18 protein-coding genes are annotated in these 22,177 nt (G+C 45.8%); 16 read left to right on the forward strand and 2 right to left on the reverse strand.

What is annotated here, in order from left to right:
* The first annotated feature begins 92 nt into the window (after positions 1-92).
* From recO to acpS, 3 genes are read left to right on the forward strand one after another with little or no spacing between them, the layout of a single operon-like run.
* Positions 93-824: a DNA repair protein RecO gene (gene recO / locus R7Q41_RS11470; RefSeq protein WP_005384578.1), complete on the forward strand. Its 732-nt coding sequence runs from the start codon at positions 93-95 to the stop codon at positions 822-824.
* Positions 821-1,555, forward strand: coding sequence for a pyridoxine 5'-phosphate synthase (gene pdxJ / locus R7Q41_RS11475; protein ID WP_005384579.1), 735 nt, complete (start codon positions 821-823; stop codon positions 1,553-1,555). Before recO ends, pdxJ begins: the two co-directional genes overlap by 4 nt.
* Positions 1,556-1,565: 10 nt before the next feature.
* The gene (gene acpS / locus R7Q41_RS11480) at positions 1,566-1,946 is read left to right on the forward strand and encodes a holo-ACP synthase (RefSeq protein WP_005380927.1); all 381 of its coding nucleotides are present in this window, start codon (positions 1,566-1,568) and stop codon (positions 1,944-1,946) included.
* A 69-nt stretch (positions 1,947-2,015) separates the two neighbouring features.
* Here acpS and barA read toward each other — a convergent pair whose 3' ends face one another.
* Positions 2,016-4,814: a two-component sensor histidine kinase BarA gene (gene barA, locus R7Q41_RS11485; RefSeq protein ID WP_318108924.1), complete on the reverse strand. Its 2,799-nt coding sequence runs from the start codon at positions 4,812-4,814 to the stop codon at positions 2,016-2,018.
* 192 nt (positions 4,815-5,006) lie between these two features.
* On the opposite strand from barA, the gene rlmD reads away from it, so the two are divergent.
* The 13 genes from rlmD (at position 5,007) to rpoS (ending at position 19,449) form a co-directional block, all read left to right on the forward strand.
* Positions 5,007-6,326 carry a 23S rRNA (uracil(1939)-C(5))-methyltransferase RlmD gene (gene rlmD / locus R7Q41_RS11490; RefSeq protein ID WP_318108926.1) on the forward strand — a complete coding sequence of 440 codons (1,320 nt, stop codon included), beginning with the start codon at positions 5,007-5,009 and terminating at the stop codon, positions 6,324-6,326.
* A gap of 122 nt (positions 6,327-6,448) precedes the next feature.
* Positions 6,449-8,668 (forward strand): GTP diphosphokinase, encoded by a 2,220-nt coding sequence (gene relA, locus R7Q41_RS11495; protein ID WP_005380915.1) that lies wholly within the window; start codon positions 6,449-6,451, stop codon positions 8,666-8,668.
* A gap of 349 nt (positions 8,669-9,017) precedes the next feature.
* Positions 9,018-9,821, forward strand: a complete 804-nt coding sequence (gene mazG / locus R7Q41_RS11500) for a nucleoside triphosphate pyrophosphohydrolase (RefSeq protein WP_005383780.1) — start codon at positions 9,018-9,020, stop codon at positions 9,819-9,821.
* Positions 9,822-10,026: 205 nt separating this feature from the next.
* Positions 10,027-11,667 (forward strand): CTP synthase, encoded by a 1,641-nt coding sequence (locus R7Q41_RS11505; RefSeq protein ID WP_021034029.1) that lies wholly within the window; start codon positions 10,027-10,029, stop codon positions 11,665-11,667.
* A 78-nt stretch (positions 11,668-11,745) separates the two neighbouring features.
* On the forward strand, positions 11,746-13,047 hold the full coding sequence (gene eno / locus R7Q41_RS11510) for a phosphopyruvate hydratase (protein ID WP_005383785.1): 1,302 nt from the start codon (positions 11,746-11,748) through the stop codon (positions 13,045-13,047).
* Positions 13,048-13,472: 425 nt separating this feature from the next.
* Positions 13,473-13,754, forward strand: coding sequence for a cell division protein FtsB (gene ftsB / locus R7Q41_RS11515; protein ID WP_005380907.1), 282 nt, complete (start codon positions 13,473-13,475; stop codon positions 13,752-13,754).
* Position 13,755: 1 nt separating this feature from the next.
* On the forward strand, positions 13,756-14,463 hold the full coding sequence (ispD, locus tag R7Q41_RS11520) for a 2-C-methyl-D-erythritol 4-phosphate cytidylyltransferase (RefSeq protein ID WP_318108928.1): 708 nt from the start codon (positions 13,756-13,758) through the stop codon (positions 14,461-14,463).
* A gap of 14 nt (positions 14,464-14,477) precedes the next feature.
* Positions 14,478-14,954: a 2-C-methyl-D-erythritol 2,4-cyclodiphosphate synthase gene (gene ispF, locus R7Q41_RS11525; RefSeq protein WP_005380896.1), complete on the forward strand. Its 477-nt coding sequence runs from the start codon at positions 14,478-14,480 to the stop codon at positions 14,952-14,954.
* 45 nt (positions 14,955-14,999) lie between these two features.
* Complete coding sequence (truD, locus tag R7Q41_RS11530; protein ID WP_017633547.1) at positions 15,000-16,043, forward strand: tRNA pseudouridine(13) synthase TruD; 1,044 nt, start codon at positions 15,000-15,002, stop codon at positions 16,041-16,043.
* A complete protein-coding gene (surE, locus tag R7Q41_RS11535; protein ID WP_005380894.1) occupies positions 16,043-16,819 on the forward strand; it encodes a 5'/3'-nucleotidase SurE in 777 nt (258 codons plus the stop codon). The genes truD and surE overlap by 1 nt, the downstream gene beginning before the upstream one ends.
* Complete coding sequence (locus tag R7Q41_RS11540; RefSeq protein WP_318144502.1) at positions 16,819-17,445, forward strand: protein-L-isoaspartate(D-aspartate) O-methyltransferase; 627 nt, start codon at positions 16,819-16,821, stop codon at positions 17,443-17,445. Before surE ends, R7Q41_RS11540 begins: the two co-directional genes overlap by 1 nt.
* 13 nt (positions 17,446-17,458) lie before the next feature.
* Entirely contained in the window at positions 17,459-18,382 is a 924-nt protein-coding gene (locus R7Q41_RS11545; RefSeq protein WP_017633546.1) for a peptidoglycan DD-metalloendopeptidase family protein, read from the forward strand.
* A gap of 80 nt (positions 18,383-18,462) precedes the next feature.
* Complete coding sequence (rpoS, locus tag R7Q41_RS11550; protein WP_005380887.1) at positions 18,463-19,449, forward strand: RNA polymerase sigma factor RpoS; 987 nt, start codon at positions 18,463-18,465, stop codon at positions 19,447-19,449.
* Positions 19,450-19,531: 82 nt separating this feature from the next.
* Here rpoS and mutS read toward each other — a convergent pair whose 3' ends face one another.
* On the reverse strand, positions 19,532-22,093 hold the full coding sequence (mutS, locus tag R7Q41_RS11555; RefSeq protein WP_132936930.1) for a DNA mismatch repair protein MutS: 2,562 nt from the start codon (positions 22,091-22,093) through the stop codon (positions 19,532-19,534).
* Positions 22,094-22,177 lie beyond the last annotated feature (84 nt).

The following is a 22,177-nucleotide window of genomic DNA, read 5'->3' on the forward strand; positions in this document are numbered from 1 at the left end:
TCCAACATCGATGAAAAATCAGTATCGATTAAAATAAGGAGCCGCTCGGCTCCTTATTTTTTATTTCACACTTTTTAGGCACAATGACTTAGATGAGTAATCTGTCTTCCGAAGGTTTACAGCGCTGTTTTGTATTGCACCGACGCCCTTACAGTGAATCGAGCTTAATCCTTGATGTATTTAGTGAGGAATATGGCCGAATGACTTTAATGGCCAAAGGCGCGCGCAGTAAGCGTTCGAACTTAAAAGGCGCATTGCAACCTTTTACCCCGCTATTACTTAAATGGTCGGGGAAAGGCTCAATGAAAACTTTGCGTCAAGCCGAGCCGATAAGTCTAGGTTTGCCGTTAACGGGCATTAATCTCTACTCAGCCATGTACGTCAATGAACTGATTGGCCGTATTTTGATGGCTGAAGTGCCGATGCCAGCACTATTTCATGATTATTTGCATGCGTTAACCGAGTTGGCGCACAACGAGAACCCTGAGCCTGCACTGCGTCGTTTTGAGTTAGCCTTGCTGTCTGCGATGGGGTATGGCGTGGATTTTTTGCATTGTGCAGGTACCGGCGAGCCCGTCGATCCAGAAATGACCTATCGTTACCGGGAACAGAAAGGGTTTATTGCTTCGGTTAGGCGCGATAACCTCACGTTTTTAGGGAATGAACTGATTGCTATCAGTGAGCGGCGGTTCGTCACTAAAGAGCAGCTAAAAGCGGCAAAACGCTTTACACGTATAGCCTTAAAGCCGTATCTTGGCGGCAAACCTTTAAAAAGTCGTGAATTTTTCATTCAGACCCCCAGAGCACGGAGTAACGGAAAATGAGCTCAATTTATTTAGGCGTCAATATCGACCATATTGCCACTCTACGTAATGCACGTGGTACAAAATACCCAGATCCTGTTCACGCTGCTGAAATTGCAGAGCGTGCAGGCGCGGACGGTATCACTATCCACTTACGTGAAGACCGTCGCCATATTTTGGATCGTGATGTACGTATTCTGCGTGAAACCATTCAAACGCGTATGAATCTAGAGATGGCAGTGACGGACGAAATGGTTGAGATTGCGCTGCAAACTAAACCAGAGTTTGTGTGTCTAGTGCCTGAAAAGCGTGAAGAACTGACGACGGAAGGTGGCTTAGATGTTGTAGGGCAGCTTGAAAAAATTAAAGCTGCGACGAAAAAGCTGACAGATGCCGGCATTAAAGTTTCGCTCTTTATTGATGCTGACCGTCAACAGATTGAAGCTGCGAAAAAGTGTGGCGCTCCGTTTATTGAGCTACATACTGGCCACTATGCAGATGCGACGACAGAAGACGAACAGCAAGCTGAACTGAAGAAGATTGCTGCTGGTGCGAGTTATGCACATGACCTAGGTATTATTGTTAATGCCGGGCATGGCCTGACTTATCACAATGTCGCACCAATTGCTGCATTACCAGAAATTTACGAACTCAACATTGGTCATTCAATCATTGGTCGCGCAGTATTTGATGGTTTAAATAAAGCGGTTGCTGACATGAAAGCACTGATGATTGAGGCTCGCCAGTCATAGGGCTATCTAGATGGCGATTATAGGGTTAGGGACCGACATTGCAGAAATTGAGCGTATTGAAAAAGCGTTAGCTCGTAGTGGTGAACCTTTTGCTCAGCGGATTCTTTCAGAAGAAGAAATGGCCAAATTCTCACAGCTTAAGCTGCAAGGTCGTTATCTTGCTAAGCGCTTTGCAGTTAAAGAAGCGGCCTCAAAAGCACTGGGAACAGGGATCGCAAAAGGGGTCACGTTTCACGACTTTTCCATCTCGAACGATGAGCTTGGAAAACCAGTGCTCGCATTGACGGGCACAGCCAAGCAAATAGCGGATGCGATGGGCGTTAACCACATTCACCTGTCCATTTCCGATGAGCGTCATTACGCTGTGGCGACGGTCATTTTTGAATCCTAGCTTGTAAGTCTTAAACAAAATACTAAAAAGCCAGAGCATTTGCTCTGGCTTTTGTTTCTCTTCAATAGATCACTGTTCAAGGTATAACTTTGCGGTTGTTGTTACTTTAATCATTTCATCTTGCAGCTCGAACATTTCAGGCTCAACTTCCTCAAGACTGACCCCTGAGCGCAGTGCTTGCTCAAGCGTCGCACAGAGTGACTTCAGTCTTGGAACGCCACAATATGAACTACTGCCGTGCAGCTTATGGATTACATGAATTAGGTCATCACGAGAGATATCTTCTTGCTCTAGAGCTTGGTCAACAACCGCTTCTACTTCAGGGATGAACTCAATCAACATGCGCAGCATATCTTTGGCGAGATCCTCTTTATTCGCGCTCTGTTTCAAGGCTGCTTGCCAATCAATAATCACATCCTGTTGAGGTGAAGAAACGGATTGTGGTGCGCTTCCTTCAGGTTCATCAACGTATGAAGGGGCGACTTTGCCAATGCTCTCTGTACAAGCATTAGGGTTCCAGTGAACCAAAACCTGTTGTAGTACATGCTCTTCAATAGGTTTGGTCAAGTAGTCATCCATTCCTGCCGAGAGCAAGCGGTCTCGTTCCCCAGCCATGGCATGCGCCGTTACCGCAATCACTGGCGTGTCTTTATTTAACTCCAACTCTTTAATGTGCTTACAAGCGGTCACCCCATCCATTTGTGGCATTTGGATATCCATGAAGATTAAATCGTACTTTTTCTCTGTCGCCAGGTTCACCGCTTGCTGGCCATTGCTACAGGCGGTGACGGTTTCTACTCGTTCGCGGAGCAGTGCAGAGATCAGCTTCAAGTTTGCAGGGTTGTCATCCACTGCTAGTACAGTCAGAGGTAAACGGTCCCCTTCGCTTGGCGTAATTGGAGCGCTTAATACCGGTGGGGATTCTACATGTTCGCTAATCAGGCTTTGTAGCAATTTACGGCGAGACAATGGCTTGGTCAGGCACTGGACGTGATGCTCTGTCATTATTTGGTCCGCAAGCGCCAATTCGGTACTCGGTGTCCCTAGGAGAACACTCGGAGCCATACGTTTCGCTTGTTCTATCCAAGGTGTAATAACTTCCGCATCGTGAGTCTGGTTGGCCGCTAAATTCAACAGTACATAATCATATTGTTCTTCGTTGTTTGGTAGCGAAGAGCGGTAGGTTACTAAAATACCCTCCTGACTTAGAATCTGTTGGGTTACGGATGCGGCTTGCATGTTTGGTTCAATCAGCAGTAACTGCTTCCCAGTCAGAAGTTCCACTTCAATCAGTTCGCTCATTGGCATCTCGGTTGAGTGCAAGCGCACCGTAAACCAGAAGGTTGAACCTTGGTGTAGACGGCTGGTTAAACTGATTTCGCCGCCCATCTGGCTCACCAGTTTCTGAGTGATAACCAGACCAAGACCAGTACCGCCGTAACGACGTGAAATACTTGCATCTGCTTGGCTAAAGGCTTGGAACAACTGCGCTTGCTGACGCTCAGAGATACCAATACCGGTATCACGCACCATGAATTGCAGTTCGACGGAGTCTCCTGATTGAGAGCGCATTTCTACGCTAACATCAATGTTGCCTCGCTCGGTAAACTTGATTGAGTTACCGACTAAGTTCGTCAAAATTTGCTGGATACGTAGTGGATCCCCAACTAAACCTGGTGGAATTTTAGGGTCCACTTTTAGGGTGATTTCTAACCCTTTCTCATGTGCACTTGTGGCTTGTAGGTTAATTACCTCTTCTAAACTTTCTCGGAAATCAAAAGGAATGTTTTCCAGCGCCAGCTTACCCGCTTCAAGTTTCGAGAAGTCGAGAATGTCATTGATGATATTCAGCAAGTTGTTCGCCGATTTCTCAATCGTCTGTAGGTAATCCATTTGGCTGTTAGAAAGCTGCGTTTTAAGCATTTGACGAGTAAAGCCAATCACCCCATTGAGCGGAGTACGCAGCTCGTGCGACATGTTCGCCAAGAACTCTGACTTAACCCTGGCCGCTTCTTGCGCGCGTTTCTTCGCGATATCCAGCTCAACGTTCTGAATTTCTAACTGCTCAAGCGTTTCACGTAAGTCGGACGTGGCTTGGTCTATACTGTGCTGCATCTCCACGTGATATTCTGATAACGATACCGCCATGGCGTTGATGCCATTTTTTAGCTGGTCTAACTCACCGTGCATTTTGCCTTCGATACGCACATCAAGATGACCGCGGCGAATGCGGTCAACGACATTCTTCATGTGGGTGATAGGTTGGGTCACATCGTGCATTAGACGTGAAGCAAACACACTTGCTAAGCCAAGACCGAGAACCAGAACTAAAAAAGCAGAAAAGACTTCTTGATACTGTTGCAGCCTCAAGGAGGAGAGATCTAACTCGACGGCGATGTAACCAATCGCTTTTGTGCCTTGGCTTTCGTTCGACAACTCCGCTAAGTAGTGACCTTCTGACAAAATGGGGACACGCAATATCAGTGAGTTTTCGTAGATTTCCGAATTACCCAGTTGCGGGATCGGTTTATCTTTGGGAAACATCAAGGCTTCAAAATTAGGATGAAAGTTAGAGGTCACAAAGAGCTCATGATGTTCATCAAATACCGCGATACTACGAACCAGTTTGGAGTTTTTTCGGTGCGCGTAGCTTATCAAGCGACGTACCGCCTCTCGGCTTTCTGATAGTAGATGAGTTTCACTGGCAATCGCCAGCGGCTCAATAATGCTGTTACCAGTGGTGATAACTTGTTTCTCAAGGTCTTGGTAGCGGTTAAATGAGAAAAAGCCGCTCAGTAATAAACCAATAATGAGAGTGGGAGCGAGAGTTAGTGTAATTACACGTGCTCGTAAGCCATATCTGGTCATGTTATCTAATTACATCGGAGTCTGGATATGGGAAAATAACGCATTATTTCTCAAGCGCACGATAAAGCCTTGAGCAAAGAAGTGACGTCACCGAATAAACGGTAAGCATAATCAAGTCACTCGAATCACACAACGGCTGCAATCAAGAATAGTGAAGCCGAAGAGCAATTACACATAAATCAGGCATAGAGCATGGCACGCATCTTTCAACCGAAAAAGAAAACCCAACTCAATACTCGGCACCAAGCAGTGCAAGTAGAGCGTTTAGATCACCACGGCGCAGGCATTGCTTACCTCAAAAAGAAGCCATTGTTTATCGATGGAGCACTGCCGGGTGAGGAGGTGGTCACTCAATTGGTGGAAGAAAAGAGCAAGTTCGCCCGCGGTAAGTTGATTAAAATCCTTAAGCCGAGTGAAGCTCGTGTGGAGCCATTTTGCCCACATTATCATGAGTGCGGTGGCTGTGATTTGCAGCATTTAGATTATGACCAACAATTGACGTACAAACAGCAAACGTTGCGTCAGCTAATGCGAAAATTTTCAGGCAGTGATATTGAACTAGATGCCCCGTTATTGGGATATTCGCAGGCCTACCGTCGCCGTGCGAGAGTGAGCTTGTTTGTTGATAAAAAAACACGTCAGCTACATTTTGGTTTCCGTAAAAAGCAGAGTAAGCAAATTGCGCAAGTGACCGATTGCCCAGTGCTGGCACCGGAACTGAATGTTTTGCTGCCAGAGATTTACTCAGCCCTAAAAGCGTTCAAAAAGCCGGAACAATTGGGTCATGTAGAGCTGGTACTTGGTGATAATGGGCCGTGTATTACGCTGCGCCACTTGAGCGCTCTGACAACGAGTGAAACTCAATCTCTAACGGAGTTGGCAAAACGTCATGGCGCATCGTTGTACTTGATGCCATCGACAGAACAATTAGACCTTATCGAAGGCGATATGCCTTTTTATCAAGAAGTTGGAGTGAAAATCCCTTTTGCACCAAATAACTTTATTCAAGTAAACCAAGGTGTAAACCAACAAATGGTCAAGCAAGCGGTTGAGTGGTTAGACCCACAAAAGAGTGACCGAGTGTTAGATTTGTTCTGTGGTTTAGGCAACTTTAGTTTACCAGTTGCGAAATTAGCTAAGCACGTGGTTGGAGTAGAGGGTGTTGCAGAGATGGTAGAAAAAGCCACAAACAATGCATCTTTGAACCAAATCAATAACGCGCAATTTTATCACGCTAACCTTGAGCAAGATTTTGAAGGCCAAGCCTGGGCCGCAGAGCGGTTTGATAAAGTATTATTAGACCCGGCACGCGCGGGAGCGAGTGGGATCATCGATCAAGTTTCTGAGCTTGGCGCACAGCGTGTAGTTTATGTTTCTTGTAATCCTGCTACCCTTGCTAGGGATAGTCAAAGCTTGATAGAGCAAGGCTATAAATTAACTAAATTAGGTATGCTGGATATGTTCCCTCATACCAGTCATCTAGAATCGATGGCATTGTTTGAAAAGTCCTAACTTTAGGACTTTGACCCCTTATTTGTGGTGGGTGGTCATAAAGCCAGCGTGTACGCGCGGTAAAAGAACTAACCTGGACGGTGTTAGTCAAACCACACGAATATAATAATTAGGATGATGAGATGGTTGCGGTAAGAAGCGCGCATTTAAACCAAGATGAACAGTTTGAACTCGAAAACTGGGTGGCTAGCCTAGGACAAGAGAAAAACACAGCCTCACGCTTAATCGAAGTCTATCGAGATTGCCAGACGGTATTAGCTGATAACGAGCAAGCGGAGCTGTTGTTGTGGCGTGGACGAGAAATGATCGAAATTTTGATCACCTTGTCTATGGATCAAGCCACTTTAGTGGCTGCTCAACTGTTTCCTTTGGTTTCAAGTGGTGCTTTTAACAGAGAAATTCTGGAAGAGAAATACAGCAAAGAAATCATAAAATTAATCGACGGCGTTGAAGAAATGGCTGCTATTGGCCAACTCAACGTCAACATGGAAGGCAGTGCAGCGTCATCTCAGGTAGATAACGTACGCCGTATGCTGCTTGCCATGGTGGATGACTTCCGCTGCGTAGTTATCAAGCTCGCGGAACGAATTTGTAACCTTATTGAAGTTAAAAAAGCGCCAGATGAAGTTCGACGTGCGGCGGCAAAAGAGTGTGCCAACATCTATGCGCCGCTAGCAAACCGATTAGGCATCGGTCAGCTGAAATGGGAAATTGAAGATTACGCTTTCCGCTACCAACAACCGGAAACTTACAAACAAATTGCCAAACAGCTTTCTGAGAGGCGCATCGTTCGTGAACAGTACATCAAAGACTTTGTTGAAGACCTCACGCACGAAATGGAAGTGTCGGGCATCAATGCCGAAGTGAGTGGTCGACCTAAGCACATCTACAGCATTTGGCGAAAAATGCAGAAAAAGAGTTTGGCCTTTGATGAGCTGTTTGATGTGCGAGCAGTGCGTATCATCGCAGACAAACTGCAAGATTGTTACGCGGCTTTAGGCGTAGTTCACACCAAATACAAGCACCTACCGAGCGAGTTTGATGACTACGTTGCTAACCCTAAACCAAACGGTTATCAATCGATCCATACAGTAATTCTAGGGCCAGAAGGCAAAACCATCGAGATCCAGATTCGTACCAAGCAAATGCATGAAGAGTCGGAGCTGGGGGTTGCAGCGCACTGGAAATATAAAGAAGGGGCAAGCAGCCGAAGCGGTTATGATGAGAAGATCACGTGGCTGCGTAAGCTACTGGATTGGCAAGAAGAAATGTCTGACTCTGGCGAAATGCTCGATGAGCTGCGTAGCCAAGTCTTTGATGACCGTGTTTATGCCTTTACACCGCGTGGTGATGTTGTCGATTTGCCAATGGGGGCAACGCCGCTAGATTTTGCCTATCACATTCACTCCGAAGTGGGACACCGTTGTATCGGTGCCAAAGTCGGAGGTCGTATTGTGCCGTTCACGCATAAATTACATATGGGTGACCAAGTCGAGATTATCACTCAGAAAGAACCTAACCCATCACGTGACTGGTTAAATCCATCATTAGGCTTCGTTCATTCTGGTCGTGCGCGTGCCAAAATTAACGCCTGGTTCCGAAAACAAAGCCGTGAGAAGAACCTCGAAGCAGGTCGTGAAATCCTTGAGCATGAGTTAGCCAAAATTGGCGCAACGTTAAAAGATGCAGAGCATTACGCCCTCAAGCGGTTTAACGTCAAAACACCAGATGAATTGTATGTTGGGGTAGGTAGCGGTGATTTGCGCATCAACCAAATCATTAACCATATCAACGCGTTAGTTAACAAGCCAACGGCAGAGGAAGAAGACCAGCAAGCACTGGAAAAACTGCAAGAAGCTGAGCATAAATCACCCGCGCAAAGCCGACCGAAAAAAGACGCAGTTGTAGTAGAAGGCGTCGATAACCTAATGACACATCTAGCACGTTGCTGTCAGCCAATTCCAGGTGACGATATCTCTGGTTACATAACGCAAGGTCGTGGGATTTCAGTACACCGTAGTGACTGTGAACAGCTAGAAGAACTGCGCCATCATGCGCCAGAGCGCATCATCGATACAGTCTGGGGCAGCGGCTTTGTGGGGTCATACATCCTCACCGTGCGTGTTGAAGCGATGGAGCGAGGTGGTCTACTCAAAGACATTACGACACTGTTCGCCAACGAAAAGATCAAAGTGACCAGTATGAAGAACCGAGTCGACTACAGACGTCAACTTGCCATCATGGACTTTGACCTAGAAGTCACCAATATTGAGGTGCTTTCGCGGGTTTCGAAACGTGTGGAACAGATCAAGGATGTCATGACGGTGAAACGCCTCGGCTAAAACTCTCGTCATAGTTATCGTTGTAGCGTTGTTGACTGCACGCCCTCGCTCCATCACATGGTGAACCATGTGATGGAGTCTCGTTTGTTTGTCGCCTAGCTACAACTTCAACTATTTACAGAGTTACACTTGCGTCATATTTGGCTTTTTATCTGCGTTAGCTGCACTTATTCCGACGTGCCGGCTCAGGGGCATCACATAGTAGGCTATGCTCAGGAGTCGCGAAAACTTGTTGCCTTGTCAAAGTAACAATTACTTAGTGAAAGCTGCTGAGAAAATATAATGTAGAAGGTGAGTGGTTTTGGCTGCTCACCTTTTTCTTTAATAGAAAGGTTTAAAGGAACCAAAAATGAGTCATCCAATTGAACAGTTAGAACAAATCATGGCGAAGCTGCGTGACCCAGAAAACGGTTGCCCTTGGGACTTAAAACAAACCTTTGACACCATCGTTCCGCATACAATAGAAGAAACCTACGAGGTGGTGGACGCGATTCAAAATCGAGATTGGCCCAATCTAAAAGAAGAGCTAGGGGATTTGTTGTTTCAGGTGATTTTTTACAGTCAGCTAGCGAAAGAGCAAGAGCTGTTCGACTTTTCGGATGTCGTCGAAACCGTGAACGAAAAACTGACTCGTCGCCACCCGCATGTTTTTTCAGATGTTGAGTTTGAATCTGACGAGGAAATTAACGCGAACTGGGAAGCGGAAAAAGCAAAAGAAAAAGCCCTAGTAGGCAAAGCGGAAGAAAGTATCCTAGACTCAATACCAAACTCTTTACCGGCACTTTCTCGTGCTACAAAAATTCAGAAAAAATGTGCAAAATTTGGGTTTGATTGGGATTCACTTGGCCCGGTTGTCGATAAAGTACGAGAAGAAATTGACGAAGTCATGGAAGAGGCACTGCAAGTTCAGCCCGATGAAGAGAAAGTTGAGTTGGAGCTCGGTGATTTGCTATTTGCGACTGTCAATTTGGCTCGCCACCTTGATAAAAACCCAGAAGTCGCGCTAGGAAAAGCAAACGTAAAGTTTGCGCGACGTTTTAAACAAGTTGAAGGCAAGGTCCAGCAGTCAGGCAAAGTACTTACAGATTGTTCTTTATCAGAACTTGACCATTTTTGGGATGAAGTAAAACAAGAAGAATCGAGGCAGAGGTAAACTGGCAGAATACATAATATAAGGTCAGCTTGTTTGGTTACACGAAAACGGACTTTGGTTTGTCTTTGCTCACTTTGATTTGAAGCAAAAAATAAAAAATTACGGTGTGATAGATTTCACGTTGTGGCGGTAAGGAGCTTCTGGTATATTTATCTCCCGTCCAGAAGCACTCCATTTCCCTCATTCAACCAATTTCAGGTTAAACATGACGACAAATTACATTTTTGTTACTGGCGGGGTTGTATCCTCTCTAGGTAAAGGTATTGCAGCAGCATCTCTTGCGGCTATTCTAGAAGCTCGTGGTCTTAAAGTGACTATGATGAAGCTTGACCCTTACATCAACGTTGACCCGGGCACAATGAGCCCTACTCAGCACGGTGAAGTGTTCGTTACAGAAGATGGCGCAGAGACTGACCTTGACCTTGGTCACTACGAGCGTTTCATCCGTACCAAGATGACCAAGCGTAACAACTTCACTGCAGGTCGTGTTTATGCCGACGTACTTCGTAAAGAACGTCGTGGTGACTACCTAGGCGCAACTATTCAAGTTATCCCTCATATCACTAACGCAATCAAAGATCGCGTTATTGCAGGTTCTGAAGGCCATGATGTGGCTATCGTTGAAGTTGGCGGTACTGTTGGTGATATCGAATCACTACCATTTATGGAAGCGATTCGTCAGCTAGCTGTTGAGCTAGGCCGTGAGCGCGCAATGTTCATGCACCTAACACTTGTTCCTTACCTAGCGGCAGCGGGCGAAGTGAAAACTAAGCCGACGCAACACTCTGTAAAAGAACTTCTATCTATCGGTATTCAGCCAGACATCCTAGTTTGCCGTAGCGATCGCGTTATTCCTGCGAATGAGCGTAAAAAAATCGCACTGTTCTGTAATGTTCCAGAAAAAGCAGTAATTTCAATGAAGGATGTAGACTCTATCTACAAGATCCCTCAGTTGATTAAATCTCAAGGGCTAGATGACCTTGTGTGTGCTCGCTTTGGTATTACTGCTCCTGAAGCAGACCTTTCTGAATGGGAACAGGTTATCTACGAAGAAGCAAATCCTACTGGTGAAGTAACCATCGGTATGGTTGGTAAATACATTGAATTACCAGATGCATACAAATCTGTGAACGAAGCGCTTAAACACGCTGGCTTGAAAAACCGTCTAAGCGTCACAATTAAGTATGTAGACTCACAAGATATCGAAACAAAAGGCGTTGAACTTCTAGAAGGTTTGGACGCGATCCTAGTACCAGGTGGCTTCGGCGATCGTGGTATTGAAGGCAAGATCCGTGCGGCTCAATATGCACGTGAAAATAACGTGCCTTACCTAGGTATTTGTTTGGGTATGCAAGTTGCACTAATCGAATACGCGCGTAACGTTGCGGGTATGGAAGGTGCACATTCAACAGAATTTAACAAAGAGACTAAGTACCCTGTGGTAGGTTTGATCACAGAGTGGGTAGACGAATCAGGTAGCGTAGAAGAGCGTACTGAAAAGTCTGACCTAGGCGGTACGATGCGTCTTGGTTCACAGCTGTGTCACCTAGAGAAAGGGACTAAAGCTCGTGAACTGTACGGTAGCGCGACGATCCATGAACGTCACCGTCACCGTTACGAAGTGAATAACGTGCTTCGTCCGCAAATCGAAAAAGCAGGCCTAAAAGTATCAGGTCTATCTGCGGACAAGAAGTTAGTGGAAATGATTGAGAACCCAGCTCACCCATGGTTTGTAGCGGCTCAGTTCCACCCAGAATTCACCTCGACTCCTCGCGATGGACATCCATTGTTTGCAGGTTTTGTTAAGGCTGCGGGCCAAAACGCACGCGGCGAATTCGAGAAGTAAAAGGATACGGGCGGCGGCGAAGGTTGTGCTGCTGCCCTTTAAGATTGACATTTATATTTGAAACGAGAGGAAACATTAATGTCTAAGATCGTTAAAGTTCTAGGTCGTGAAATCATCGACTCACGTGGTAACCCAACTGTAGAAGCTGAAGTACACCTAGAAGGCGGTTTCGTAGGTATGGCGGCAGCTCCATCTGGCGCATCTACTGGTTCTCGCGAAGCTCTTGAGCTACGTGACGGTGACAAAGCACGTTTCCTAGGTAAAGGTGTTCTTAAAGCAGTTGAAGCTGTAAACGGCCCAATCGCTGAAGCTCTAGTTGGCAAAGACGCTAAAGACCAAGCTGCAATCGACGCAGTAATGATCGAACTAGACGGCACTGAAAACAAATCTAAATTCGGTGCTAACGCTATCCTAGCTGTTTCTCTAGCAAACGCTAAAGCTGCTGCTGCTGCGAAAGGCATGCCTCTATACGAGCACATCGCTGAGCTAAACGGCACTGCAGGTCAGTTCTCTATGCCTCTACCAATGATGAACATCATCAACGGTGGTGAGCACGCAGACAACAACGTTGACATCCAAGAGTTCATGATCCAACCAGTTGGCGCTAAGACTCTTAAAGAAGGTCTACGTATCGGTGCAGAAGTATTCCACAACCTAGCTAAAGTTCTTAAGTCTAAAGGCTACAGCACTGCAGTTGGTGATGAAGGTGGTTTCGCTCCTAACCTTAAATCTAACGCTGAAGCTCTAGAAGTTATCGCAGAAGCTGTTGCAGCTGCTGGTTACGAACTAGGTAAAGACGTAACTCTAGCTATGGACTGTGCTGCATCTGAGTTCTTCGACAAAGAAGCTGGCATCTACAACATGAAAGGCGAAGGTAAAACTTTCACTTCTGAAGAGTTCAACCACTACCTAGCTGAGCTAGCTAACCAATTCCCAATCGTTTCTATCGAAGACGGTCTAGACGAGTCTGACTGGGATGGCTTCAAGCACCAAACTGAACTACTAGGTGACAAGCTTCAACTAGTAGGTGACGATCTATTCGTTACTAACACTAAGATCCTTGCTGAAGGTATCGAGAAAGGCGTAGCTAACTCTATCCTTATCAAGTTCAACCAAATCGGTTCTCTAACTGAGACTCTAGCTGCAATCAAGATGGCTAAAGACGCAGGTTACACAGCAGTAATCTCTCACCGTTCTGGCGAAACTGAAGATGCAACTATCGCTGACCTAGCGGTAGGTACAGCTGCAGGTCAAATCAAAACTGGTTCTATGAGCCGTTCTGACCGTGTTGCTAAGTACAACCAGCTAATCCGTATCGAGGAAGCTCTAGGTGAGCGCGCTCCTTTCAACGGTCTTAAAGAAGTTAAAGGTCAAGCTTAATTCTTCACTGAATTAGCTGCTTAACTTAAAGCTTTTAAAACACCCTGCTTTGGCGGGGTGTTTTTTTATATAACGGAAGCGCTAAGTCCATGTTTCAAGTAAGCGATCTTAAAGAAGTTAAAGGTCAAGCTTAATTCTTAACTGAATTAACGGCTTAACTTAAAACTTTAAAAACACCCAGCTTTGGCGGGGTGTTTTTGTATCTGACATATGAGAACAGGCTTTGCTTTTTGATGTCTTTCGCTTACGTTCATTTGTGATTCCATAGAACGAGGAGAGAGTAGAGAAGTCTCTTTGTTTCATTTTGCTGCTTATTTCTTGTAAGGAGCGTGTGAGTCTCCCTTTCTCCCCTAGAGGCAACCTCGCATTTATGCTATATATGTCACCTTATCTAATTCCTTCCGGTACAGAATGTTAGCAGCGATATGCGAATCTTTGTTATAGCCCTTACGCTACTGTTTGGCTTGCTTCAATACACTCTATGGTTTGGTAAAAACGGAGTGTCTGACTACTACACAGTAAAAGATGAAATTGAAGTTCAGCAACAAGTGAACAGCAAGCTACAAGCTCGCAACAATGAAATGTTCGCTGAGATTGATGACTTAAGGCAAGGTCTTGATGCGATTGAAGAACGTGCGCGTCATGAGCTCGGTTTAGTTAAAGATGGCGAGACTTTTTACCGCATTATAGGTGAGGAAAACCATTAAAATGTTGGATATGAACTCATCGCATATCGCAATTGTGCCAGCTTCTGGTGTAGGGAGCAGAATGAAGGCAGATCGCCCTAAGCAATATTTATTGATCGAAGGTAAAGCGGTACTGGAACATACCGTAGAGAAACTGCTTTCTCACCCAAATATTTCTAAGGTTGTCGTTGCCGTTACTGACGGCGACCCATATTACCCAGAATTGTCCATTGCTAAGCACCCAGATGTGATTCGTGTAGCTGGTGGTAAAGAAAGAGCAGACTCTGTGTTATCAGGGCTAAACTATGTCAATGAGCATCTGGAAAGCGAGTGGGTATTAGTCCACGACGCTGCGAGGCCATGTGTATTAACATCCGACATTGACCGTTTGATTGATGTTTGCTGCGCCCACTCAACGGGTGGCATTCTCGCATCTCCTGTGAGAGATACAATGAAGCGAGCAAACGCAGTACAAGATATCGATCATACGGTAGATAGAGAAGCATTGTGGCATGCACTTACTCCACAAATGTTTAAAACTCAGCAGCTTACTCAAGCACTGGCTGACGCATTAGAACAGGGTGTAACCATTACCGATGAAGCCTCGGCTTTGGAATGGTTAGGCGAGAAGCCAGCCTTAGTTCAAGGGAATGCGAACAATATAAAAATCACTCAGCCAGAAGATCTCGCGTTAGCCGAGTTTTATCTAAGCCGTGAGCGCGGCGAATAAAGAAAGGATAGAAAATGATTCGAATTGGTCATGGTTTCGATGTACATAAATTCGGTGGTGAAGGCCCAGTCATTATTGGTGGTGTAGCAATCCCTTATGAGCAAGGTTTGATTGCACACTCAGACGGCGATGTAGCGTTGCATGCGTTAACGGATGCTCTGCTGGGCGCGATTGCTGCCGGCGATATTGGTCGTCATTTCCCAGATACGGATGATAAATGGAAAGGCGCAAACAGTCGTGAATTACTGAAAGACGTTTACCGTCGAGTCAAAGAGCAAGGCTACCGTCTTGGCAATGCTGATGTAACCATCATGGCACAAGCGCCTAAAATGGCACCACACATTGACGCAATGTGTGCGGCAATTGCCGAAGACCTAGAAACCGACATTAGTAACATCAACGTAAAAGCGACGACGACAGAACGTCTCGGTTTTACTGGACGCAAAGAAGGCATTGCAACGGAAGCCGTTGTACTTCTGTTTAAGCAATAACTAGCAATTTGCTCCCCTAAGCTGTGATATCAGCGGAAACACATCATGTCAGACATTTTATCTTCATTGGCTTACCTAACGGGTAAGCCAGTTGCATCGGCAAAAATTAAAGCGCAGCCAGAGCATTTTCAGGTTCGCGAAGATTTAGGTTTTGCCTTTACGGGCGAAGGCGAGCACTTAATGGTTCGTATCCGTAAAAAGGGCGAGAACACCAGCTTCGTTGCTAACGAGTTAGCAAAAGCCTGTGGTGTTAAGTCGAAAGACGTTAGCTGGGCGGGTCTTAAAGACCGTCATGCGGTGACGGAACAGTGGTTAAGTGTCCATTTACCAAAAGGTGAAACGCCAGATTTTTCAGCGTTTTTGTCTCAATACCCAAGTATCGAAATCCTTGCAACAGATCGTCACAATAAAAAACTGCGTCCTGGTGACCTAGTAGGGAACGAGTTCGTGGTTACCTTGTCTGAAGTGACAGATATAGCGGATGTAGAGCAACGTCTTGAAAAAGTGAAACAAGTTGGCGTGCCAAACTACTTTGGTAGTCAGCGTTTTGGTAACGATGGTAACAACCTTGAAGAAGCACGTCGATGGGGACGCGAAAACGTTCGTACCCGCAATCAAAACAAGCGCAGCATGTATTTATCAGCGGCTCGTTCGTGGATTTTCAACCGCATCGTTTCAGCTCGCCTAGAGAATGGTGTGTTTGATAAGTTCATTGATGGTGACATTGCACAGACGAATTCTGGCACTCAGTTGATTGATGCAAACAACATCACTGATTTGCAAGTACAATTTGCACAAGGTGAAGCGGCAATTACCGCTGCGCTTGCTGGCGATAATGCACTGCCTACTCAAGCCGAGGCTCTGGCATTAGAGCAACCGTTTTTAGACGAAGAGCCTGACCTCATGGCGCTGATTCGTGGTAATCGCATGCGCCACGATCGTCGCGATATTGCGCTGAAGCCAAAAGATTTAGCTTGGACGGTTGAAGGTAACAACATTACGCTGACTTTCTCACTGGATGCGGGATCTTTTGCGACCTCTATTGTTCGTGAGTTAGTTAATGAGGTTGAAGTAGAAAGAGAATACTAATGGAACAGGATTCACGAAACCCGAAGCCCTTAAGGGTCTTAATCAGCAATGATGATGGTGTTCATGCTCAAGGGATTCATGCCCTCGCTGATGAGTTGAGAGATATCGCTGAAGTGACCATTGTCGCACCTGATCGAAATCGTTCAGGTGCTTCGAATTCACTCACATTAGAACAACCATTACGCGTGACTGAAATTGCCCCAAATATCTACTCAGTGCAAGGCACGCCCACGGATTGTGTGCATTTCGCGCTGAATGAGCTAATGAAAGATGATTTGCCTGATCTTGTTCTGTCAGGAATCAACCATGGCGCTAATTTGGGTGATGATGTTCTTTATTCTGGAACAGTAGCAGCCGCCATGGAAGGTCATTTCCTTGGCGTTCAGTCGGTGGCTTTTTCTCTAGTGGGTAAGCGACATTTCGAATCCGCCGCTAAAATTGCACGTCAAATTGTACAACAGCATTTAGCGTCGCCGATTCCAACGAATCGTCTACTGAACGTAAACGTGCCTGACTTACCATCAGAGAATTTAGGTGAAATTGAAGTTACGCGTTTAGGTGCACGTCATCACGCAGAGAATATGATCAAGCAGAAAGATCCGAGAGGCCATGACATTTATTGGTTAGGCCCACCAGGAAAGGAGCAAGATGCAGGAGAGGGCACGGACTTTTATGCAATTGAGCATGGCCGAGTTTCAATGACGCCTCTGCAAGTTGATCTCACCGCTCACGAGTCGCTGCGTGCTATGGATAGTTGGTTAAAGGAAGAGAAGTAATGAGTAACCCACATGCTGACAGGTTGATAGCGTTTCTTATCTCCAGTGGCATCAAAGACCAAAGAGTTCTGGATGCTATCCAACGCTTGCCACGAGAAAGCTTTGTTTCTCAAGTGATGATGCACCAAGCCTATGATAACAATGCGTTACCAATTGGTCAGGGACAAACTATTTCTCAGCCTTATATCGTTGCTCGTATGACCGAGTTGCTTGAGCTAGAGCCGGCGAGTCGTGTTCTGGAAATCGGAACGGGATCGGGTTATCAAACCGCGGTACTGGCGCAAATTGTTGATCATGTATACTCCGTTGAGCGAATTAAATCGTTGCAATGGGAAGCAAAGCGTCGCCTGAAGCAATTGGATATTTACAATGTTTCAACTAAGCATGCTGATGGGTGGCAGGGCTGGGAAGCGAGAGGTCCTTTCGATGCTATCATTGTTACCGCTGCCGCTGAAGTGATTCCCCAAGCTCTTCTCTCACAATTAAGAGATGGCGGCAAAATGGTCATTCCTGTTGGAGATACGGAGCAACAGTTATTAAAAATAGAGCGTAAGGGAGACGAATATCTCTCTACCGTTGTAGAAATGGTTCGGTTCGTACCTCTGGTTGCGGGTGATTTAGCTTAAGGGTTAGGGATAGGTGAATAAGTTACTACGTCATATTGGTATTAGCTTTGTGTTTGCTGCAGGACTAGTTGGTTGTGCAGCGCATTCCCCTGCACCTGTCTCTAGTCTAAAAAAAGACTATTCAAGCCTTGAAAGAGGGAGTTACAGAGGGAGTTATTATGAGGTAAAAAAAGGCGATACGCTTTACTTCATAGCTTATGTCACAGATAAAGATGTAAATGATCTTGTTCGTTACAATGAGTTAACTCAGCCTTACACTATCTACCCAGGACAGAGGCTAAAACTTTGGGCTCCGAAATATGTCGCCCCTAAATATGGTCAAAAAGTTGAACCCGTTGTGGCTCCTGTTGTTACGACACCCCCAGCTCCAGTGACGAAAACATCAACAGCCTCTAAACCTAAACCTTCGAGTAAAAACTCTAGTCAAAAACCTACAGAGACTAAGCCTAAAGTCGTACAAAAACAGCCTCCAAAGAAGGTTGAACAATCGAAAACAAAGGAGTATGTTGGTTCAAAAGATAACCAAAAAGTGAAGCAAAAAGCGCCAACTACCACAGCAAAGAGTGATAAAGTCTCAAAGTGGTTGTGGCCAACAAAAGGGAGAGTAATCAAGAACTTTTCGGCGGGAGAACAGGGAAATAAAGGTATCGACATCGCAGGACAGCGTGGTCAACCTATCGTTTCAACCGCAGCCGGCACAGTCGTTTATTCAGGCAATGCGCTACGAGGTTATGGCAACTTAATTATAGTAAAGCATAACGACAATTATTTAAGCGCATACGCACATAATGACAAACTGCTGGTCACAGAAGGACAAAGCGTAAAAAGCGGACAAAAAATCGCCACCATGGGTAGTTCAGGTGCAAAGTCGGTCAAACTACACTTTGAAATTCGCTATCAAGGTAAATCAGTGAATCCAAAACGCTATTTGCCTTAAAACTTTGAAAAACAACTTGCGACATCATTTAGCGACATATTGAGTTGTCATGTCTTGCTAACTCGCCAGGGGGAGGCGTTATGAGTATCAGCAACACAGTAACCAAAGTTGAAGAGTTTGCATTTGATAATGCGTCAGTGAAGACCATTGATAACGAACTCGAAAGATCATCATCCACAGAAAGCAAAGCGACTGCGCGTGAAGAATTTGACGCGAGCAGTAAAAGCTTAGATGCAACTCAGTTGTATTTGGGCGAAATTGGCTTCTCACCTTTACTTACTGCCGAAGAAGAAGTGCTTTACGCAAGACGCGCCCTACGTGGCGACGAAGCGGCACGCAAACGTATGATCGAAAGTAACCTACGTTTGGTTGTTAAGATTTCTCGTCGATACAGTAACCGTGGTCTAGCACTACTTGATCTGATTGAAGAAGGTAACCTCGGCTTGATCCGAGCGGTCGAAAAATTCGACCCAGAACGTGGTTTCCGTTTCTCTACTTACGCAACGTGGTGGATCCGACAAACGATAGAGCGAGCGTTGATGAACCAAACTCGCACGATCCGTCTACCTATCCATGTAGTGAAAGAGCTGAACATTTATCTGCGTACTGCGCGTGAACTTTCTCAAAAGCTCGATCACGAACCGACCGCAGAAGAAATTGCTGCTCAATTAGATATTCCAGTCGAAGACGTAAGCAAAATGTTACGCCTTAATGAGCGTATTAGCTCTGTCGACACGCCAATCGGTGGTGACGGTGAGAAAGCGCTGCTGGATATTATTCCTGATGCAAACAACTCTGATCCAGAAGTTTCGACTCAAGATGACGACATCAAATCATCGTTGATTCATTGGTTAGAAGAGTTGAATCCGAAACAGAAAGAAGTGCTTGCACGACGCTTCGGCCTACTAGGCTATGAGCCTTCGACGCTGGAAGAAGTTGGTCGAGAGATTGGTCTGACACGTGAGCGAGTACGTCAAATACAAGTGGAAGGTTTACGTCGTCTTCGTGAAGTCCTAATCAAACAAGGTTTGAATATGGAAAACTTGTTTAACGTAGAAGACGATTAAATAATCCGTATTTCACTAGATACACAAAAGGCTATGGTTCCCCATAGCCTTTTTTCTTTTTTGTTCGTCGGTGTGAGTCTGTTTACAGCATCTTCTTCAAGCGATACAGCTCTTCAAGAGCTTGGCGTGGCGTTAAGTCGTCAGGGTCAATACCTGACAGAGCTTGTTCGACCTCGCTAGGCTCTGGAATCAGGCTCAACTGGTTAGCCACATCTACTGCACTTGGACGTGGTGTGTCACTGTTTTGCCCCAGTTGCTCTAGCTGAGATAGCTTGTTACGCGCATTTTTGATGACCGTTTTTGGTACGCCTGCTAAGCCCGCAACAGCCAGACCGTAAGACTTACTGGCCGCACCTTCTTGAACTGCGTGCATAAAGGCAATGCTATCTCCATGTTCTACGGCATCCAAGTGAACGTTCGCTAAGTTTGGCAGCTGGCTTGGTAACTCTGTTAATTCGAAGTAGTGGGTTGCAAATAGGGTCATCGCACCAATTTGTGTTGCGAGCCATTCCGCACTTGCCCAAGCTAAAGACAGACCGTCGTAAGTACTAGTACCGCGTCCGATTTCATCCATTAGCACCAAACTATTCTTAGTTGCGTTGTGAAGAATATTGGCTGTTTCGGTCATTTCTACCATGAAGGTCGAGCGGCCAGATGCAAGATCATCTGACGCACCAATACGAGTAAATATACGATCTAAAGAACCAATCTGTGCGGATTCTGCCGGTACATAAGAGCCGATATGTGCCATCAATGCAATCAGCGCAGTTTGACGCATGTAGGTTGATTTACCACCCATGTTTGGACCGGTAATGATCAACATCTTACGGGCTGGGTTCAGCTCAATTGGGTTCGCGATGAACGGCTCTGTTGTTACTTGTTCTACGACTGGATGACGACCAGCTTGAATGTGAATTCCTGCGTCTTTCACAAGCGTTGGGCGGCAGTAATCTAACGAATCTGCACGCTCTGCTAGGTTGTGTAATACATCCAGTTGAGACAGAGCAGAAGCTAGGTTTTGCAGCTTCTCAAGGTTTGGCATCAATAGATCAAACAGTTCTTCCCACAACTGTTTCTCAAGTGCTAACGCTTTAGATTTCGAGTTAAGTACTTTGTCTTCGTGTTCCTTAAGCTCTGGGATGATGTAGCGTTCAGCGTTTTTGAGTGTTTGGCGACGTACATAATGCGGTGGAACCAAATGGCTCTGGCCACGGCTCACTTGGATAAAGAAGCCATGAACGTTGTTATAGCCTACTTTAAGCGTATCGATACCGTGTCGTTCACGCTCATCTCGCTCAAGCTGCTCAAGATATTCTGTTGCACCGTCTGCCAATTTTCGCCATTCATCGAGCTCCGCATTGTAGCCTTCAGCGATGACGCCACCATCACGAATAACAACCGGCGGATTTTCTTTAATCGCGCGCTCTAACAGGTCACATACTTCGTCAATCGGAGCTGCATACTTCGCCAATTTCGTTAGGTACGGATGGGTCAAAGAAGCGGTGACAGATTCTAGCTCTGGTAGCTGTTGCATGGCATTGCGAAGTCTAGCCATATCGCGAGGGCGAGCAGAGCGTAATGCAAGGCGCGCTAAGATACGTTCAATATCACCAATTTGCTTTAACGTTGGTTGAAGATCGGCAAACAGAGCTTGTTCTTTAATCTCACCAATCGCATCAAGGCGATTGTTTAACGTTTCAATGCAACGCATAGGCTGATGCAACCAACGCTTCAGCATTCGGCTGCCCATCGGAGTTGCACAATGGTCGAGTACTGCAGCGAGCGTGTTATCGGTTCCGCCTGCTAGATTTTGAGTAATTTCCAGATTACGTCGGGTAGCAGCATCAAGGATGACGGATTGATCCTGATGATCAAACGTTAAAGAGCGAATATGAGGTAAAGCCGTACGTTGAGTATCTTTTACGTACTGGATCAAACAACCAGCAGCACATAACCCTAAGGACGCATGTTCTACACCAAAACCAACCAGATCTTTTGTGCCAAATTGTTGATTGAGTTGTTGCTTAGCCGTATCAAGCTCAAACTCCCAGACTGGGCGACGACGGTTACCATTGCGGCCCGCCATTAAATGTACAGGTTCAAAATCTTCTGGGAACAGTAGCTCACGTGGTGCAGTGCGTTGAAGCTCGGCTGTCATCGCTTCTTCAGTTTCTGGTTCTGTCAGTTGGAAGCGACCAGAGGTGACATCCAGCGTCGCATAACCGAACTTACCGTTGTGATGGTAAATTGCTGCGATTAAGTTATCGACACGCTCAGAAAGCAGCGCTTCATCCGTCACAGTACCTGGTGTCACGATACGCACAACTTTACGTTCTACCGGTCCCTTGCTGGTGGCCGGATCGCCAATCTGTTCACAGATTGCCACAGACTCACCAAGCTGAACAAGTTTTGCCAGGTAGCCCTCTACGGCGTGAAATGGCACACCCGCCATTGGGATAGGTTCACCTGCAGACGCACCACGTTTGGTCAATGAAATATCAAGAAGCTGAGAAGCTCGCTTGGCATCATCGTAAAAGAGTTCGTAGAAATCGCCCATGCGGTAGAACAGCAAAATCTCTGGGTTCTCAGCTTTTAGCTTGAGGTATTGCTGCATCATCGGAGTGTGTTTTTGTTCAGCTTTCACAGGTAAGTTCTTTTGTTTATTTCCGTAGCGGCTTAGGATACGTGAATCCCTATCAAGTAAAAAGAGACAAAGGGCATTTTGGCT

The organism is Vibrio sp. 2096, assembly GCF_033339595.1.
GTDB lineage: Bacteria > Pseudomonadota > Gammaproteobacteria > Enterobacterales > Vibrionaceae > Vibrio > Vibrio alginolyticus.

Coding starts and splice junctions, on each gene's coding strand:
- ispD (WP_318108928.1), top strand. CDS start 13,756: ATGTTGGATATGAACTCATCGCATATCGCAATTGTGCCAGCTTCTGGT.
- relA (WP_005380915.1), top strand. CDS start 6,449: ATGGTTGCGGTAAGAAGCGCGCATTTAAACCAAGATGAACAGTTTGAA.
- pdxJ (WP_005384579.1), top strand. CDS start 821: ATGAGCTCAATTTATTTAGGCGTCAATATCGACCATATTGCCACTCTA.
- eno (WP_005383785.1), top strand. CDS start 11,746: ATGTCTAAGATCGTTAAAGTTCTAGGTCGTGAAATCATCGACTCACGT.
- truD (WP_017633547.1), top strand. CDS start 15,000: ATGTCAGACATTTTATCTTCATTGGCTTACCTAACGGGTAAGCCAGTT.
- rlmD (WP_318108926.1), top strand. CDS start 5,007: ATGGCACGCATCTTTCAACCGAAAAAGAAAACCCAACTCAATACTCGG.
- ispF (WP_005380896.1), top strand. CDS start 14,478: ATGATTCGAATTGGTCATGGTTTCGATGTACATAAATTCGGTGGTGAA.
- barA (WP_318108924.1), bottom strand. CDS start 4,814: ATGACCAGATATGGCTTACGAGCACGTGTAATTACACTAACTCTCGCT.
- R7Q41_RS11505 (WP_021034029.1), top strand. CDS start 10,027: ATGACGACAAATTACATTTTTGTTACTGGCGGGGTTGTATCCTCTCTA.
- R7Q41_RS11540 (WP_318144502.1), top strand. CDS start 16,819: ATGAGTAACCCACATGCTGACAGGTTGATAGCGTTTCTTATCTCCAGT.
- ftsB (WP_005380907.1), top strand. CDS start 13,473: ATGCGAATCTTTGTTATAGCCCTTACGCTACTGTTTGGCTTGCTTCAA.
- surE (WP_005380894.1), top strand. CDS start 16,043: ATGGAACAGGATTCACGAAACCCGAAGCCCTTAAGGGTCTTAATCAGC.
- rpoS (WP_005380887.1), top strand. CDS start 18,463: ATGAGTATCAGCAACACAGTAACCAAAGTTGAAGAGTTTGCATTTGAT.
- mazG (WP_005383780.1), top strand. CDS start 9,018: ATGAGTCATCCAATTGAACAGTTAGAACAAATCATGGCGAAGCTGCGT.
- recO (WP_005384578.1), top strand. CDS start 93: ATGAGTAATCTGTCTTCCGAAGGTTTACAGCGCTGTTTTGTATTGCAC.
- acpS (WP_005380927.1), top strand. CDS start 1,566: ATGGCGATTATAGGGTTAGGGACCGACATTGCAGAAATTGAGCGTATT.